Source organism: Actinomadura sp. BRA 177, assembly GCF_013372625.1.
In the GTDB taxonomy this organism is placed as follows: Bacteria; Actinomycetota; Actinomycetes; order Streptosporangiales; family Streptosporangiaceae; genus Spirillospora.
The window spans coordinates 24,087-40,868 of the sequence record NZ_JABXFD010000355.1 but is presented as its reverse complement, the minus strand read 5'-3'; the positions used below and the strand labels follow the sequence as shown (position 1 = coordinate 40,868).

At 70.8% G+C, this 16,782-nt stretch carries 16 protein-coding genes; 8 read left to right on the top strand and 8 right to left on the bottom strand.

Annotation, left to right across the window (positions count from 1 at the left end):
* The first annotated feature begins 41 nt into the window (after positions 1–41).
* From HUX53_RS19815 to HUX53_RS19790, 5 genes are all read left to right on the top strand, one after another.
* Positions 42–656, top strand: coding sequence for a class F sortase (locus tag HUX53_RS19815; protein WP_176404700.1), 615 nt, complete (start codon positions 42–44; stop codon positions 654–656).
* 80 nt (positions 657–736) lie between these two features.
* Positions 737–1,882: an SAM-dependent methyltransferase gene (locus HUX53_RS19805; protein WP_255205429.1), complete on the top strand. Its 1,146-nt coding sequence runs from the start codon at positions 737–739 to the stop codon at positions 1,880–1,882.
* A 77-nt stretch (positions 1,883–1,959) separates the two neighbouring features.
* A complete protein-coding gene (locus tag HUX53_RS19800) occupies positions 1,960–2,316 on the top strand; it encodes a cupin domain-containing protein (protein ID WP_176404699.1) in 357 nt (118 codons plus the stop codon).
* Positions 2,317–2,415: 99 nt separating this feature from the next.
* Positions 2,416–3,507 carry an adenosine deaminase gene (locus HUX53_RS19795; RefSeq protein WP_176404698.1) on the top strand — a complete coding sequence of 364 codons (1,092 nt, stop codon included), beginning with the start codon at positions 2,416–2,418 and terminating at the stop codon, positions 3,505–3,507.
* Positions 3,508–3,514: 7 nt separating this feature from the next.
* The gene (locus tag HUX53_RS19790; RefSeq protein WP_176404697.1) at positions 3,515–4,159 is read left to right on the top strand and encodes a PH domain-containing protein; all 645 of its coding nucleotides are present in this window, start codon (positions 3,515–3,517) and stop codon (positions 4,157–4,159) included.
* Between the two features lie 255 nt (positions 4,160–4,414).
* Here the strand turns inward: HUX53_RS19790 and HUX53_RS19785 are convergent, their stop codons facing one another.
* The 3 genes from HUX53_RS19785 to HUX53_RS19775 form a co-directional block, all read right to left on the bottom strand.
* On the bottom strand, positions 4,415–6,037 hold the full coding sequence (locus HUX53_RS19785; protein WP_176404696.1) for a phospho-sugar mutase: 1,623 nt from the start codon (positions 6,035–6,037) through the stop codon (positions 4,415–4,417).
* A 61-nt stretch (positions 6,038–6,098) separates the two neighbouring features.
* Positions 6,099–6,899 (bottom strand): purine-nucleoside phosphorylase, encoded by an 801-nt coding sequence (locus tag HUX53_RS19780; protein ID WP_176404695.1) that lies wholly within the window; start codon positions 6,897–6,899, stop codon positions 6,099–6,101.
* Positions 6,900–6,935: 36 nt separating this feature from the next.
* Positions 6,936–7,388: a gamma-glutamylcyclotransferase gene (locus HUX53_RS19775; RefSeq protein WP_176404694.1), complete on the bottom strand. Its 453-nt coding sequence runs from the start codon at positions 7,386–7,388 to the stop codon at positions 6,936–6,938.
* Between the two features lie 81 nt (positions 7,389–7,469).
* Here HUX53_RS19775 and HUX53_RS19770 point away from each other — a divergent pair, with 81 nt between their 5' ends.
* Entirely contained in the window at positions 7,470–8,855 is a 1,386-nt protein-coding gene (locus tag HUX53_RS19770; protein WP_176404724.1) for an NAD(P)H-quinone dehydrogenase, read from the top strand.
* Between the two features lie 24 nt (positions 8,856–8,879).
* On the opposite strand, the gene HUX53_RS19765 is transcribed toward HUX53_RS19770, so the two are convergent.
* Together HUX53_RS19765 and HUX53_RS19760 are read right to left on the bottom strand one after the other, a co-directional pair.
* The gene (locus HUX53_RS19765) at positions 8,880–10,163 is read right to left on the bottom strand and encodes an SLC13 family permease (RefSeq protein WP_176404693.1); all 1,284 of its coding nucleotides are present in this window, start codon (positions 10,161–10,163) and stop codon (positions 8,880–8,882) included.
* A gap of 67 nt (positions 10,164–10,230) precedes the next feature.
* On the bottom strand, positions 10,231–10,689 hold the full coding sequence (locus HUX53_RS19760) for a CBS domain-containing protein (protein WP_176404692.1): 459 nt from the start codon (positions 10,687–10,689) through the stop codon (positions 10,231–10,233).
* Positions 10,690–10,994: 305 nt separating this feature from the next.
* Between HUX53_RS19760 and HUX53_RS19755 the strand changes: the two genes are divergently transcribed.
* A complete protein-coding gene (locus tag HUX53_RS19755) occupies positions 10,995–11,654 on the top strand; it encodes a response regulator transcription factor (RefSeq protein ID WP_176404691.1) in 660 nt (219 codons plus the stop codon).
* Here HUX53_RS19755 and HUX53_RS19750 read toward each other — a convergent pair.
* A complete protein-coding gene (locus tag HUX53_RS19750) occupies positions 11,629–12,669 on the bottom strand; it encodes a sensor histidine kinase (protein ID WP_176404690.1) in 1,041 nt (346 codons plus the stop codon). The genes HUX53_RS19755 and HUX53_RS19750 overlap by 26 nt on opposite strands.
* Positions 12,670–12,824: 155 nt before the next feature.
* Between HUX53_RS19750 and HUX53_RS19745 the strand changes: the two genes are divergently transcribed.
* On the top strand, positions 12,825–13,487 hold the full coding sequence (locus HUX53_RS19745) for an SPFH domain-containing protein (protein ID WP_176404689.1): 663 nt from the start codon (positions 12,825–12,827) through the stop codon (positions 13,485–13,487).
* Here the strand turns inward: HUX53_RS19745 and HUX53_RS19740 are convergent.
* Together HUX53_RS19740 and HUX53_RS19735 are read right to left on the bottom strand one after the other, a co-directional pair.
* The gene (locus HUX53_RS19740; protein WP_176404688.1) at positions 13,379–14,761 is read right to left on the bottom strand and encodes a hypothetical protein; all 1,383 of its coding nucleotides are present in this window, start codon (positions 14,759–14,761) and stop codon (positions 13,379–13,381) included. The genes HUX53_RS19745 and HUX53_RS19740 overlap by 109 nt on opposite strands.
* Before the next feature lie 129 nt (positions 14,762–14,890).
* On the bottom strand, positions 14,891–16,654 hold the full coding sequence (locus HUX53_RS19735) for a biotin carboxylase N-terminal domain-containing protein (RefSeq protein WP_176404687.1): 1,764 nt from the start codon (positions 16,652–16,654) through the stop codon (positions 14,891–14,893).
* Between the last annotated feature and the right edge of the window lie 128 nt (positions 16,655–16,782).

The window sequence follows — 16,782 nt, the reverse complement described above, 5'->3', positions numbered from 1 at the left end:
TCCCGGAGGCGGCCGCCGGCAATTTCGAGCGGAGAATGAGAATGGTGCGAAAGGCCGGTCTGTGGACGCTGGCAATCGTCCTGCTGACGGCCGGCCTGACGTTTGTCGGTTTGGGGCTGCGCGGCCCGGGCGGCCCACCGCAACCGCCCGCCTGGGCGGCGACCACCCGGCCGGTCGATCACCGCACGCCGGTGCTGCCCCGCTCGGTGCCCGTCCGGGTCGGCATCCCGTCGATCGGAGTCCGCGCCCCGCTGACCGGGGTGGGCCTGGACGCCGACGGCTCGGTCCAGGTCCCGCCGGCCGACCGTCCGGGCGAGGCGGGCTGGTACGACCGCGGGCCCACCCCGGGAGAGCGCGGCGCGGCCGTCCTCCTCGGCCACGTCGACTCCGCGAAGGGCGCCGCGGTCTTCTACGACCTCGGCCGCCTGCGCCCCGGAAACCGCGTCGAGGTGACCCGCGCGGACGGCCGGGTCGCCGTGTTCACCGTCGAGTCCGTGGAACGGGTCGCGAAAGACCGGTTCCCCACCCGCCGCGTCTACGGCCCGCTCGACCACGCCGGACTGCGGCTCGTCACCTGCGGCGGCGCGTTCGACCGGACGAAACGCAGCTACCGCGACAACATCATCGTCTACGCCGCCCTCACGTCCGTCCGGTAGTAGCCCGGTGCGCCGCCGCAGGACGAGCCGGATCCGGCCGAGGCCCCGACACGACGCCTGCCGGGAACTAACGTGGCCGAATGGACGAGTATGCGGTTCCGATCCTGCCAAGTCGCGACCTCAACGAAACACTCGACTTCTACGCCCGACTCGGCTTCGAACTACGCGGTGCACCACCGGACCAATACGACTACCTCATCATCGGGCGCGGGGGCGTGGAACTGCAGTTCTTCCACGATCCCAAGGTGGACCCATTGACCACCTCGGCCGGCTGCTATGTCCGCGTCCAGGACGCGGCCGCCCTCCATGCCGCATGGGCCGACATCGGCGTCCCGTCCGACCGGGCCACGGGCAGCCGGCTCCAGCCGCCCGAAGACCGCGAGTACGGGATGCGCGAATTCGCGCTCGTCGACCGCAGCGGCAACCTGCTCCGCATCGGCTCCCCGATCCCGCCGCATTTCGACACCTCCGTCGCGCACCCCGCCCGGGTGTACGACTACTGGCTCGGCGGGACCGACAACTTCCCGGCCGACCGCGAACTCGGGGACGCGATGATCCGTGCCATCCCCACCCTGCCGGCGATGGCGCGCGCCAACCGGTCCTTCATGGAGCGCGCGACCCGGTACCTGGTCGAGTCGGGCGTCACCCAGTTCCTCGACATCGGCAGCGGCATCCCCACGTCCCCGAACCTGCACGAGATCGCGCAGCGGATCGACCCGTCCGCCCGCGTCGTGTACGTCGACAACGACCCGCTGGTCACCGACCAGGCGCGGGAGATCATCGCGGACGTTCCGGGCGTCGCCTACCTGCACGGCGACCTCACCGACGCGTCGACGATCCTGGCCGACCCGCTCCTGGCCGGGACGCTCGACCTCACCCGCCCGGTCGCGCTGATGGTCGTCGCGCTGCTGATGTACTTCCCGGACGAGCGCCGTCCGGAGCGGTGGGTCGCGACGCTCCTCGACGCGCTGCCGTCCGGCAGCACGGTGGCGATCTCGCACCCGACCGCCGACTTCGACCCGGAGGCCGTCGCCGCCGCCAACGCCGCGGCGAACGCGGCGGGAATCCCGCTGGTCTCCCGCACGCGCGACGAATTCACCGCCCTGTTCGGCACGGCGGAACTCCTCGCCCCGGGCGCGGTGCCGATCGCGGCCTGGCGTCCCGCAACGCCCCCGTCCGACCCGCACGAGTCCTACTATTACGCCGGCGTGGCACGCCGGGCCTGATCCCTTCGCCGGACGTCTTGACGCAGGTCAGAGGCGGTGCAAGCGTGAGAGGTGATGGTGGATAAGGGGGGACCATCATGACCGAGATCAAGAGCATCGAGAAGCCGGACGACCGGCGCGACTTCCCCAGGGGGCACCTGGAAGTCGTCAACCTCACCGGCCTCGTCTTCGGGAAGGCGACGTTCGAGCCCGGCTGGCGCTGGACGGAGTCCGTCAAGGACATCGCGGGCACCGACCTGTGCGAAGTGCATCACAACGGCTACGTCGTCCAGGGACGCATGCGCGTCCAGACCAGGGACGGATCCGAAGGCGAGGTCGGCCCCGGCGACGTGTTCGTCCTCGAACCGGGCCATGACGCATGGGTCGTCGGCGACGAGCCCTGCATCATGTTCGACTTCGCCGGCGGCATCGGCGACTACGCGAAAGCCGGTTGACCGGGAGGCCGCGGCCGGTGGGCGGAGCGCCCACCGGCCGAGGACGGTATGGCGACTGTTGACGACGTGGGAGAGTGCACGGCCGGGTAGGTTCGAGAGATGAACGAGCGGCCGACTCTTGAGGACATCCGGCGGGCGCCGAAGGTGCTGCTGCACGACCATCTGGACGGCGGTGTGCGGCCCGCGACCATCATCGATCTGGCGCGCGAGACCGGGTACGCGGACCTGCCAGCCACCGACGCGGACAACCTGCGGACGTGGTTCGAGGAAGCGTCCAACTCGGGGTCGCTGGAACGGTACCTGGAGACGTTCTCGCACACCGTCGGCGTGATGCAGACCGTCGACGCGCTCACGCGGGTCGCCTACGAGTGCGCGGAGGACCTCGCGAACGACGGGGTCGTCTACGCGGAGGTCCGGTACGCGCCCGAACAGCACCTCAGCATGGGGCTGACGCTGGAGCAGGTCGTCGAGGCCGTCCTGGACGGTTTCGCGCGGGCCCGCAAGGACTTCGGCATCCGGGTCGGAACGCTGGTCACCGCGATGCGGCACGCCGCGCGCAGCATGGAGATCGCCGAGCTGGCGGTCCGGTACCGGGACCTCGGTGTCGTCGGGTTCGACATCGCGGGCGCCGAGGCCGGGTACCCGCCGACCCGGCACCTGGACGCGTTCGAGTACCTGCAGCGGGAGAACGCGCACTTCACCATCCACGCCGGCGAGGGGTTCGGGCTGCCGTCGATCTGGCAGGCGATCCAGTGGTGCGGCGCCGACCGGCTCGGGCACGGCGTCCGCATCATCGACGACATCGAGGTGGACGGCGACGACGCGCGGCTCGGCCGGCTCGCCGGATACGTCCGGGACAAGCGGATCCCGCTGGAGATGTGCCCGACGTCCAACATCCAGACGGGCGCGGCGAAGTCGATCGCGGAGCACCCCATCGGGCTGCTGCGCCGCCTCAGCTTCCGCGTCACCGTCAACACCGACAACCGGCTGATGAGCGGCACGACGCTGTCGCAGGAGTTCGCGAAGCTCAGCGAGGCGTTCGGCTACGGGTGGGACGACCTGCAGTGGTTCACGGTGAACGCGATGAAGTCGGCGTTCGTCCCGTTCAACGAGCGGCTCGAACTGATCAACGGGGTGATCAAGCCCGGGTTCGCTCAGCTCAAGTGGAGCGGCGCCCGGCCGCTGGCATGATCGAGCCATGACCATTCGCTCCACCGGCGGGCGCGTCGCCGCTTACGCGTGGCTCGCGTTCGCCGTGCTGAACCTCGTGGACCTGTTCGTCGGCATCACCGGTGACCCCGACTACTCGCTGACGACGGTCACGATCGCGTTCGTGCTGCTGCTCGGCTGCGGCATCGCCTACACGATCGGCCTGCGCCCGGCGATCATCGGCGACGACGAGGCGCTGACCGTCCGCAACCCACTAAGGGACGTCCGTGCCCCCTGGGCGGCGATCCACAGCATCGAGGGCAAGAACGCGGTGACGGTGCGCTTCACCGGCCCCGAGGGCACGGACCTGGAAACACGCGCCTGGGTCCACCAGACCTCCCCCCGCGCCCAGGCCAAGGCGGAGGCGCGCGCGCAGAAGCAGGCGCGCAAGAACAAGGGCTCGGACCTGGACATCCGAGGCCGCACACCAACGGGCTTCGCCGCCCAGCAACTCAACGAAATGCGCGACCGCCACCGCCCGAAGACAAAATCCGGCGCCCCCGACAAGGCCGCCGCCGCCAAGACCGAAACCCCTGCCAGGGCAACGGTCACCTGGTCCCTCCCAGCAATCGCCTCCCTGACCGTCCCCTTCACAGCCCTGATCGCCTGCCTAATCACCTCCCTCCTCAACTAACCACAACCCCGACCAGCCGCCTGGTGTCAACGGCCGCCCGGTGTCAAGGGCCGCTTGGTGCGGAGGGCCGCCCGGTGGCAGCGGCTGCTGGTTGTCACGGCCGCTGCGTGTCAACGGCCGCTGGCTGTCGACGGCCGCTTGCTGTGGAGGGCCATGTGGTGTGGAGGGCCGTTGGGTGTCAATGGCCGCTTGGTGTCGATGGCCGTCTGGTGTTGGTAGCGGGGTGGTTGCGATGGGCCGGGTGTGGGGGCGGGGTTAAGTGAGGGTGGTGGAGAGGGCTTGGTGTAGGGCTTCTAGTTCCGTTCTGGCGCGGGCTCGTGCCTTGGTGATGTCCCCGTTGACGGGGAGGACGGCCTCTAGGTAGCACTTGAGTTTTGGTTCTGTGCCTGAGGGGCGGATTACTACGCGGGAGCCGTTGGCCAGGCGGAATCTCAGGCCATTGGTGGGTGGGAGGGCATCGGTGGGGTGGGCCAGGTCCTCGAATGACTCGACTGGGTGGCCGGCCAGTTCTTGTGGGGGAGCGGCGCGGAGGCGGGTCATGGCGGCGGTGATCAGGGAGAGGTCGTCCACTCTGATCGAGAGCTGGGACGTGGCGTGCAGGCCGTACTTGCGGGCCTGGGCGTCCAGGAGGTCGAGCAGGGTGCGGCCGTCGCGTTTCGCGTCGGCGGCGAGGGCGGCGATGGCGAGTGCGGCACCGATGCCGTCCTTGTCGTTGACGAGGACGCCGCGGTCGTCGCCGACGCTGTAGCCGAGCGCCTCCTCGTAGCCGAAGACGAGGCGGTCGGACGGGGTGCCCGCCTTCATGATCCACTTGAAGCCGGTGAGCGACTCGGCGGACCGGACGCGGTGCGCGGCGGCGATCGCGCGGAGCAGGGACGACGACACGATCGTGGTGACGACCAGGCGGTCGTCGCCGGTGGTGTGCCGCAGGACGTGCTCGGCGAGCAGCCCGCCGACCTCGTCCCCGGTCAGCGTCCGCCAGCCGGACGGGGCGGGGACGGCGACGGCGCAGCGGTCCGCGTCCGGGTCGTTCGCGATCACCAGGTCGGCGCCGCGGGCCTCGGCGAGCGCGAGCGCCAGGTCGAGTGCGCCCGGTTCCTCCGGGTTCGGGAAGGCGACGGTCGGGAAGTCGGGGTCCGGGTCGGCCTGCTCGGGGACGACCACGGGCGCCGGGAACCCGGCCCGGTCGAACGCCGCCAGGAGGGTGTCGCGGCCGACGCCGTGCATCGGCGTGTAGACGATCGAGATGTCGCGGTCGCCGCCCAGGCGGAGTGAGGAGACCGCGTCCAGGTACAGGTCTGTGCCGGTGTGGACCGGCCAGCCGGAGCCGAGCGGGAGTTCGTCCACGCGGCCGACGGCGTCGATCGCGGCGGAGATCTCGGTGTCGGTCGGCGGGACGATCTGCGCCCCGTCCGACCAGTACACCTTGTAGCCGTTGTCGCGCGGCGGGTTGTGGCTGGCCGTCACCATGACGCCCGCCACGACGTCGTCGAACGTCCGGGTGAAGTGGGCCAGGACCGGCGTCGGAACCGGGTCGGCGAACACCTCGGGACGCAGGCCCGCACCGCTGAGCACGGCCGCCGTGTCGTCGGCGAACTGCCGGGAGCCGTGGCGCGCGTCGAAGCCGATGATCACGCGGCCGCCGGGCGGGAGGCACGCGGCGAGGCCGGCGGCGGCGCGCATGACGGTCACCCGGTTCATCCGGTTCGGGCCTGCGCCCAGCTCGCCGCGCAGGCCGGCCGTCCCGAACTCAAGACGGGAACCGAACCGGGCGGCGAGTGCTTCGTCGTCGGAAAGGATCGCCCGGAGCTCGTCCCGCGTCGCCGCGTCCGGGTCCTGCGCCAGCCACTCCTCGGCCTGTGCCCGCAGATCGCTCATTCCTCGACCAACCTCATGTCCGGTAGGTGCTCATGGCCGGCGCTTCCACACGTCGAGGGCGTCACAGCTTCGCCAGGACGGTCGCGAGGAGCGTGCCCATGCGGCCCGCGGACGCGCGTCCCGCCGCGAGGACCTCCTCGTGGTCGAGCGGCTCGTCCGACAGCCCGGCGGCGATGTTGGTGACGAGGGAGATCCCGAGGACGTCCGCGCCGCCCCGCCGGGCCGCGATCGTCTCCAGGACGGTCGACATGCCGATCATGTCGGCGCCCAGCGTGCGCAGCATGCGGATCTCGGCGGGCGTCTCGTAGGTCGGGCCGCGGAACGCCGCGTACACGCCTTCCTGGAGGGTCGGGTCGATCTCCTTGGCGAGGGCCCGCAGCCGTTTCGAGTACGCCTCGGTGAGGTCCAGGAACGTCGGGCCGGTGAGCGGGTTCGCGCCGGACAGGTTCAGGTGGTCGGAGATCAGCACCGGGTCGCCGACGCTCTGGTGTTCGGGCCGCAGCCCGCCCGCCGCGTTCGTCAGCACCATCGTGGTCACCCCGGCGGCCAGCGCCGTCCGGACGGGATGCACGACGGCGTCGACGCCGCGTCCCTCGTACAGGTGCGTCCGGCCGAGGAACACCAGCGCGCGGTGCCCGCCGATCTCGACGACCCGGATCTTCCCGGCGTGCCCCTCGACGGCGGGGGGCGCGAAGCCGGGCAGGTCGGTGACGGTCAGTTCGGCGGCGGGCTCGCCGAGCCTGTCGGCCGCCGGCACCCAGCCGGAACCCATCACGAGGGCGACGTCGAAGGAGTCGATGGACGTGCGGTCGCGCAGCGCGTCCGCGGCCTCCTGCGCCAGTGCAAAAGCGTCGTTGCTCACAAGCCCGACACTACCGCCGGGTCAAGGTGCTCCCGATCAGTCGCCGAGCGACTTGCACGGACGTGTCCGCAGGTCCTTGACGTAGTCGTCGGGCGCGCCGGCCTTCTCCGCCGCGTCGGCGAGGATGCCGAGGTAGCGCGCGGACGGCAGCCCGCCCTCGTAGTCGTCCAGGACGTACATCCAGCACAGGACGTCGCCGTCCAGCGTCTGCACGCGGACCCGGAACTTGCGGTAGACGTCGAGCGCGGCCCCCTCCCAGGCGTCGAGTTCCTTCTCGTCCCAGGCGGGCACGTCGTACATGACGACGAAGACCTGCTCGGACTGCTCCTCGACGACCGTCGCGAGGGCCCCGTCCCAGCTCTTGTCCTGCCCCCCGAAGGTCAGCCGCCAGCCGGCCAGCCAGCCGGTGCCGCGCATCGGGGAATGCGGAGCCCGGCTCGCCATCTGCTCGGGGTCCATGTTGGAGGCGTACGCCGCGTACAGTGCCACGTTGGCCAAGGCTACGCCACATGCGTCTGCAGGGTGGGGGACGGGACTTTTCACTGTCGGGAGTAGGGAAGGATGGAGGATGTGACCCGGATCGTGATCATTGGAGGAGGGCCGGGGGGTTATGAGGCCGCGCTCGTCGCGGCTCAGCTCGGCGCGGACGTGACCGTCATCGAACGGGACGGTCCCGGCGGCGCGTGCGTGCTCACCGACTGCGTGCCCTCCAAGACGCTCATCGCCACCTCGACGCGGATGGCGGTCATGTCGGAGTCGGCGGGGCTCGGCCTGCACTTCAACGGCGGCCCGGACGGCGTCGTCGGCGCGCTGGAGGCCGACATGGCCGAGGTCAACAAGCGCGTGAAGGACCTCGCGCGGGCGCAGTCGTTCGACGTCGCGGAGCGGCTCGCCTACGAGGAGGTCAAGATCGTCCGGGGCGAGGCGCGGCTGGTGGAGCCGCACATCGTCGCGGTCGGCGACCGGCACATCCGGGCCGACATCGTGCTCATCGCGACCGGCGCGACCCCGCGCGTGCTGCCCGGCGCGGAGCCGGACGGCGAGCGCATCCTGAACTGGCGCCAGCTCTACGACCTGCCCGAGCTGCCGGAGGACCTGATCGTGGTCGGGTCCGGTGTGACGGGCGCGGAGCTGGCCGGGGCCTACCTGTCGCTCGGGTCCAAGGTCACGCTGGTGTCGTCGCGCGACCGGATCCTCCCGACCGAGGACGCCGACGCCGCCGCCGTCCTGCAGGAGGTGTTCCTGCGGCGCGGGATGAACGTCATGTCCCGGTCGCGGGCGGCGGGCGTGGAGCGCTCGGGCGACGGCGTGATCGTCACGCTGGTGGACGGGACGAAGATCGAGGGCTCGCACTGCCTGATGACGGTCGGGATGGTGCCGAACACCACGGGCATCGGCCTGGAGGAGATCGGCGTGCGGTGCGACGAGCGCGGCTTCGTGGAGGTCGACAAGGTGTCGCGGACGTCCGTCCCGCACATCTACGCGTCCGGGGACTGCACGGGCGTGCTGATGCTCGCGTCCGTCGCGGGCATGCAGGGACGCATCGCCATGTGGCACGCGCTGGGGGAGGCCGTGCAGCCGCTCAAGCTCGGCTGGGTGTCGTCCAACATCTTCACCGACCCCGAGGTCGCGGCGGTGGGCGTGACGCAGCAGATGGTCGATTCGGGGGACGTCAACGCCCGGACGGTCATGCTGCCGCTGTTCACCAACGCGCGCGCCAAGATGCAGGGCTTCGAGGACGGTTTCGTCAAGCTTTTCTGCCGTCCGTCCACGGGCATCGTGCTCGGCGGCGTCATTGTGGCGCCCCGTGCGAGCGAGTTGATCCTGGGTGTGTCGATCGCCGTCCAGCAGCACCTGACCGTTGACCAGGTTGCGCAGACGTTCGCGGTGTACCCGTCGCTGTCGGGCAGCATCACCGAGGCGTCCCGCCGGCTGATGACCGAGCACGCCTACTAGAGGCGTGCCCGGCCAAGAAGAGCGCTAGAAGTAGCGCAACGCCACGTACACCCACGCCATCAAGGTGCTCAGCACCGTGACGACGATCCCGTAGCGGGTGAACTGCCAGAAACTGATCGGGTTCCCGGTGCGCGCCGCGATGCCGATCGCGACGACGTTGGCGCTGGCCGCGACGGCCGTGCCGTTGCCGCCGAAGTCGGCGCCCAGCGCGAACGACCACCAGAGCGCCTCCGCGGTCGTCGGGTCGGGCGCGCCCGCCGCCATCCCTTCCACGATCGGCGCCATCGTCGCCGCGTAGGGGATGTTGTCGAAGAACGCGCCGAGCACCGCGGACCCGAACAGCAGGCTGGTCGCGGCGACGAAGTAGTTGTCGCCGACCGTGTCCGCCGCCCACGTCCCGATCGTCTCGATGACGCCCGTGTGCCCGAGGCCGGCGACCATGACGAACAGGCCCATGAAGAAGACCAGTACGGGCCACTCGACCTCGGCGAGGACGTCGGAGACCTCGACGCGCGACACCAGCAGCATGACGCCCGCGCCGACGAGCGCCACGATCGACGGCTCCACGTGCAATATCGAGTGCAGCATGAACCCGACGATGACGAGGCCCAGCACGACCATGCACCGGACGAGCAGCTTCGGGTCCGTGATCGCTTTGCGCTCGTCCAGCGACATCACCTCGGCGACGTACCGCTCGTCGTACTTGAACGACTTGCGGAACAGCACCCGCGCCAGCAGCACGAACGCGATGAAGACGATCACCACGATCGGCGCCATGTGGACGAGGAAGTCGTTGAACGTCAGCCCCGCCCGGCTGGCGATGATGATGTTCGGCGGGTCCCCGATGAGCGTCGAGGCACCGCCGATGTTGGACGCCAGCACCTCGGCGATCAGGTACGGGTGCGCCGGGATGCGCAGCCGGTTGCAGACCACCACCGTCACCGGCGCCACCAGCATGATCGTGGTGACGTTGTCCAGGAACGGGGACGCGACCGCGGTGATGGCCATGAGCATCACCATCAGCCGGTACGGCCGGCCCTTCGAGCGTTTGGCCGCCCAGATCGCCAGGAAGTCGAACAGCCCGGTGCCCTTGATGATCCCAACGATGATCATCATGCCGAGCAGCAGGAAGATGACGTTCCAGTCGATCCCGTCGTGCTCGGAGAAGAACACGCCGGCGCCGGGGGTGAGCCCGAGCACCGTCATCAGGCCGGCCGCGATCAGGACGACCTTGACCTTGTCGATCTTCTCCGTGGCGATGAAGAAGAACGCGACGACGAAGATGGCGAGTGCCGCCACCGCCGTCATCGCACGACCCCTGCCGCGACGGTCCTGCGGGTTGCGACGTGCCTACGGGCCGCGGCGGGCCCGCGGGTCAGTCGTCGGGCCTGGTCAGCGCCAGTGCCGACAGCAGCCGGTCGAGGATGACCGCGCCGGTGAGGAGTCCGGCGTCGTCCACCACTGCGACGAGGGGGCTGCGCTGGCGCGCCATGAGGGTGGCGAGTTCCAGCAGGGTCGCGGACGATTTCACGATGACCGGGCGGGGAGTGTGCGTGCCGAGGCAGTCGCCCACTTTCATATCGCGGATCTCGTGCCAGAAGACGTCCGCATGGGCCTCGTCCACGGTCCGGGTCAGTGCCTGGTCCTCCTGGTAGGCGACGGGCACCGCCAGTCGCAGCACCTGCGTCCCGGGCAGCACGAGGCGGGGGCGGTCCGCCTCGTCCACGACGATCAGTCCGGGCAGGCGGCCGAGGGCCATGACCTGTATCGCGTGCGCGATCGAGTCGTCCCGCGTCACGGTCGGCACCTTTATGGCGATGTCCCGCGCTTGCATGTCGTCCTTTCGGCTTCCGGAAAGCCAGGCCCTTCGAGTTGATGGATTCCTCCTTCTAACGCCGGGGGCGGTCCCGTCGCAAGACGGCCTCCGCGGCGCCGTGGGCGGGTGGCGATGCCCGCCGCTCATTCGCTGTGCCATGCGTCCGCCCCTTTCGCATACCGTGTCCAGTCTTTGCGGCGGGGGCCCCGCGCCTATATAGGGGACGTCCCCCATATCGGCGCTGTGGATCATGTATCCGCGCGTGAAGGAGAGTGCTTTCCGGTGCCCGAGCCTAGGATGGACGGGAGACCGGAGGTGATCGGGTGCACACTCGGGAGTCCGCCACCCGGATACTGCTGGCCGACGATCACGCGCTGGTGCGCCGCGGGCTGCGGCTGATCCTGGACGCCGAGCCCGACATGACCGTGGCCGCGGAGGCCTCCGACGGGGCGGAGGCGATCGACGCGCTCGCCGCCGGCGGCGTCGACCTGGCGATCCTCGACATCGCGATGCCGCGGATGACCGGGCTGCAGGCCGCGCGGGAGATCTCCCGGCGCTTCCCCACCGTCCGGATGCTGATCCTGTCGATGTACGACAACGAGCAGTACCTGTTCGAGGCGCTGAAGGCGGGTGCGTCCGGCTACGTGCTCAAGTCCGTCGCCGACCGCGACCTGCTGCACGCCGTCCGCGCCGCGATGCGCGGCGAGCCGTTCCTCTACCCGGGGGCCGTGACGGCGCTGATCCGCGAGTACCTCGGCCGGGACCGGGACGGCGACGGCCCCGACAGCATCCTCACCCCGCGCGAGGAGGAGGTCATCAAGCTGATCGCGGAGGGGTACTCGTCCAAGCAGATCGCGGAGACGCTGACGATCAGCGTGAAGACCGTCGACCGGCACCGCGCCAACATCCTCGCCAAGCTCGGCATGCGGGACCGGCTGGAGCTGACGAAGTACGCGATCAGAGTCGGGCTCGTCGAGCCCTAGCCTCCGGCCACCGGACGGAGCCCCAGCCCCCGGCCACCGGACGCGAGCCCTCCGGCGGGACCTCCAGCTTCACCTCCGTGCCGCCGCCGTCGGCCGGGCCTATCGTCAGCAGCGCGCCGATGAGTATCGCGCGTTCCCGCATGCCGTGGATGCCGGAACCGACCGCGGACTCGGCCGGCGGCCCGGAACCGTCGTCGACGACCCGCAGGACGACGCCGCCGTCCGCGTCCTGCGTGAGCGACAGTTCCGCGCTGCGGGCGCCCGAATGCCGCCACACGTTGGTGAGGCCCTCCTGCGCGATCCGGTAGATGACCAGTTCGGCGTCCGGGCCGAGGCCTTCCAGCCCCGGCTGGACGCGGCGGGTCACGCGCGGCCCGTCGCCCGTCCCGGAGAACTCCCCGGCGAGTTCGGTGAGCGCGCTGGTCAGGCCCAGATCGTCGAGGACGCCGGGACGCAGCCGCCGGGCGACGTGGCCCACCTCGTCCAGGCTGGACCGGACGAGTTCCTGGATGCCCCGCAGGTCCTCCGCCACCTCCGCGGGCGCCCGGTTCACCACCGACTTCAGCTCCAGCAGCACCACGGTCAGCGACTGCCCGATCTCGTCGTGCAGCTCCTGCGCGATGCGGCGCCGCTCGGCCTCCTGCGCGTCCAGCACCACGGCGGTGCTGGTGCTGCGGTCGGCCTCCAGCCGGTCCAGCATCGAGTTGAACTGGTCGATGAGATGGAACAGGTCGCCGTTGCCGGTGTTGGAGAGCCGGTCGCGGGAGCGCAGCGAGTCCAGCCGCGCCATCAGCGCGGTGAGCCGCTCCAGCGGCGACAGGCTGGCGCGCAGCAGCAGCGCGTTGGCCGCCATCATCACCACCAGCCCGATCACCAGGACGGGCACCTCCCGCAGCAGGACCGGCGAGGAGATGGTGACGGGCGCGACGGCCAGCAGCGCGGTGCCGACCGCGAAGATCAGCCCGTTGATGCCGAGGATGCGCCAGTACAATGCCGACGCGGCTGTCCTGCTCATGACACCACGTCATCGCATGAGGCGGCCTCTTGTCCATGCGGGACACCCCCGTCTTCCGCCTGCATGACGCGCCCCCTCCCTTATGGGCACCACACCCGATGGTGCCTTCGCGTCCCATCGCCCATGGTGGACGGTGAACAGGTGGAGGAGGTCAGATGGTCCCGCTCGCCGCGCTCGCCGCACGAGAGAGCCCCCTGGCCGCCTCCACCGCACTGCTCATCGTCCTCGGGCTGGTGGTCGCCGCGGTCGCGGTGTCCGGGCTGCGGCGCGTCGAGGCGTCCGAACGGCTCGTCGTCCGCCGCTTCGGCCGGACGCGCGGGGTCCGCGGACCCGGGCTGCGCTACCTGCTGCCGCTCGCCGACACCGGCGTGCGCGTCCCGATGGGCGCGCGGCCGCACGAGATCTGGCTGCGGGCGATGACCAGGGACGGCGTGTCCGTGCGCGTCAAGGCGCACGCCCTGATGGGAGCCGACGACCCCGTCAGATACGCCGAGTCCGCGGACTCGCCGTCCTCCGCCGCGCAGGCGAGCACCGAGCTCGTGCTGCGCGGCCTGATAGCGGACCGGGACCTGGCGGACCTTCCGTCCCTGCTGGCGGACGGGGACGATCCGGAGATGGTCCGGCGCGTCAACGAGGCGGTCCGGCCATGGGGAGTGGCCGCGAGCCTCGTTTCCATCACCGACGCGACGGTCCCGGTCCGCTCCGCCGCTCAGAACCCGCCGAAGTCGCCGCCCCCGCCGAAGTCGCCGCCGCCGAAGTCCCAGCCGCCGCCGATGTCGCCGCCGCCGTCGCCGAACCCGTCCATGCCGCCGCCGTAGCCCATGCCGCCCCAGCCGAGGCCGGGCCCCATCATCGAGCCGAGCATGGTGCCGACCATCAGGCCGCCGAGCAGGTCGAACCCGCCGTAGCCGTAGTAGTAGCCGCCGGCGTAGGGCGCGTACCCGGGGCCCGCGTTCCAGTACGGCTGCCGGCCGCCCCGGTACGGGACCATCCGGACGTCCGGGTCCGTCCCGTGCTTGACGGCCGCGGCATCGGCCTCGCACGCCGGGACGGAACGGGCGCTACCGCCGGGCGGCGCCCAGTTGACGTCCTCGACGGACGGCCCGTGCTGCGGGTTGAAGAAGCAGGGCGCGCGCCGTTCCGGCACGGGTTCGCCGGCGAGCCGGGCGCGGGTGGCGGTCATGAAGTAGCGGCCGTCCTCCAGCGCGGTCGTCACGGACTGCATGTCCTGCGGCCTGGCGGCGCGCTCCGTCGCCTGCTTGGCCTGGTCGTAGGAGTTGAGCGCGCGCTCGTAGTCGGCGCGGGTCGCGGGGTCGAGGCCCTTGTCCATGACGTCGAGGTCGAGGCGGGCGATGTCCTCGCCGAGCCGGGTGACGTCCTCCTGCACGCCTTCCTTGAGGTCCTCCATCTCCGCGGCCTCGCGCGCCTGGCGCCGCTTGCGGGCGGTGAGGAACACGCCCACGGCGGCCGCCGCCAGCAGCACGATCAGCCCGATGACGACGTACCCGACGACCGCGCCGGACTGGGCGTTGTCGTCGACCTTGTGCTCGGCCCGGTTCCCGAAGTCGATCAGCCGCTGCTTCAGCGGCTGCCCGTTGGTGCGGGTGACGATCTGGTTGATCTCGCCGCTGTCGAGCTTCTTGGAGACCGCCGCCATCCGGCTGCCGTCGGCGGTGACGGCGACGAACGTCTCACCCTTCCCGACCCGCTGCGCGACGGCCGGAAGCAACTGCCTGACCTGGCTCCCCGTGACGTCATTACTGATGACCATGGCCCGGACGTCGGCGTCCTGATCCCCGGCGAAAGACTGCTTGATCTGGCTCTGATCAGCCGGAGACAGCACGTTCCCGGCCTCACTGGTCACATAGAGCCGCGAATCAACAAGCCCCTTCGCAATCTGCCCCACCGTGTCCCGCGCCGCCGCCGCAGGCAGGGCCGTGACATGCGATGACGCGGACCGGAGTTCGACGGTCTGGGTTGGCGCGGGGTGGACTGGGGCGGTGAGGGCGAACGCCGGCACGGCCGCGGCGCCGATGATCGCCGAGACGGCGCCCCGGCGTGCCGCCCGGATGGCCCGCTTCTCGGTGCTCATATCTACTATCTGCCCATGTGGACGGCCTAATGCCTCGTTCCTGAGACGGATTTGCGGTCGTCCTGAATGGGGGCTGGCACCCATGCCGGGGTGCCGCCCCGCCCGGGGGACGGGCGGGGCGGTCCGCGGTCAGCTGTCCTTGATCTCGCAGATCACGGCGCCGGCGGAGACGGTCTGGCCGACCTCGGCGGCCAGGCCGGTGAGCGTCCCGGCCTTGTGCGCGGTGAGCGGCTGCTCCATCTTCATGGCCTCCAGGACCACGATGGTGTCGCCGGCCGCCACGGTCGCGCCGTCCTCGACGACGATCTTGACGATGGTGCCCTGCATCGGGCTGACCAGGGAGTCGCCGGACGCCTGCGCGCCGCCGCCCTTCTTGCCGCCGCGCCGCTTGGCGGGCTGCGCCTTGCCGGCGGGCGCCGCCGAGGCGCCGAACCCGGCGGGCAGGACGACCTCGATGCGCTTGCCGCCGACCTCGACGGTGACGTGCTCCCGCTCGCCGTCCTCCGCCTCATCGGCCGGCACGTGCTCGAAGGGCGGGATCTGGTTGTCGAACTCGGTCTCGATCCACCGGGTGTGGACGGAGAACGGCGTCTCGTCGTCCGCCGGGACGAACGCCGGGTCGTCCAGCACCGCCTGGTGGAACGGCAGCACCGTCGGCATGCCGTCGATGACGAACTCGGCGAGCGCGCGGCGGGACCGCTCGACGGCCTGCCGCCGCGTCGCGCCCGTCACGATCAGCTTGGCGATCAGCGAGTCGAACGCCTGCGGGACGGTGTGGCCGGCCTCGTAGCCCGCGTCCAGCCGGACGCCCGGGCCGGTCGGCGGCTGCCACGCGGTCAGCGTGCCGACGGCCGGCAGGAACCCGCGGCCCGCGTCCTCGGCGTTCAGCCGGAACTCGATCGAGTGGCCGCGCAGCTCCGGGTCGCCGTAGCCGAGCTCCTCGCCGTCGGCGATGCGGAACATCTCGCGGACGAGGTCGACGCCCGCGACCTCCTCGGTGACCGGGTGCTCGACCTGGAGGCGGGTGTTGACCTCAAGGAAGGAGATCGTGCCGTCCTGGCCGACGAGGAACTCGCACGTCCCCGCGCCGACGTACCCGGCCTCCTTCAGGATGGCCTTGGACGAGGTGTACAGCAGTTCGAGCTGCTCGTCCGACAGGTACGGCGCCGGGGCCTCCTCGACGAGCTTCTGGTGCCGGCGCTGCAGCGAGCAGTCGCGGGTGGAGACGACGACCACGTTGCCGTGCTTGTCGGCCAGGCACTGGGTCTCGACGTGCCGGGGCTTGTCGAGGTACCGCTCGACGAAGCACTCGCCGCGGCCGAACGCGCCCACGGCCTCGCGGACGGCGGAGTCGTACAGCTCGGCGACCTCGTCCAGCTCGCGGGCGACCTTCAGGCCGCGCCCGCCGCCGCCGAACGCCGCCTTGATCGCGATGGGCAGGCCGTTCTCCTCGGCGAACGCGATGACCTCGTCCGCGCCCGAGACCGGGTCCTTGGTGCCGGCCACGAGGGGCGCGCCGACCTTCTGCGCGATGTGCCGGGCCTGCACCTTGTCGCCCAGCGCGGTGATCGCGGCGGGCGGCGGGCCGATCCAGGTCAGCCCGGCGTTCTCGACGGCGGCCGCGAAGTCGGCGTTCTCGGCCAGGAACCCGTACCCGGGGTGGACGGCGTCCGCGCCGGCCTCCTCGGCGATCTTCAGCAGCTTCTCGATGTTCAGATAGCTCTCGGCGGCCGTCTGCCCGTCCAGGGCGAACGCCTCGTCGGCGACCCGAACGTGCAGCGCCTCCAGATCGGGCTCGGCGTAGACAGCCACACTGGCCAGACCGGCGTCGCGGCAGGCACGGGCTATGCGGACCGCGATCTCACCGCGGTTGGCGATCAGGACCTTGCGCACGTGGGTCTCCTCCTTCAACCTCGCAGGCAGTCTAGATAACGGCCGAACCAGGATTTCGTAAGCCCCTCCTTATCGGGTCCCAAGTCCCGGATAGCGGGAGGTCTCGCCGGATAACGGTCTGGTGACCG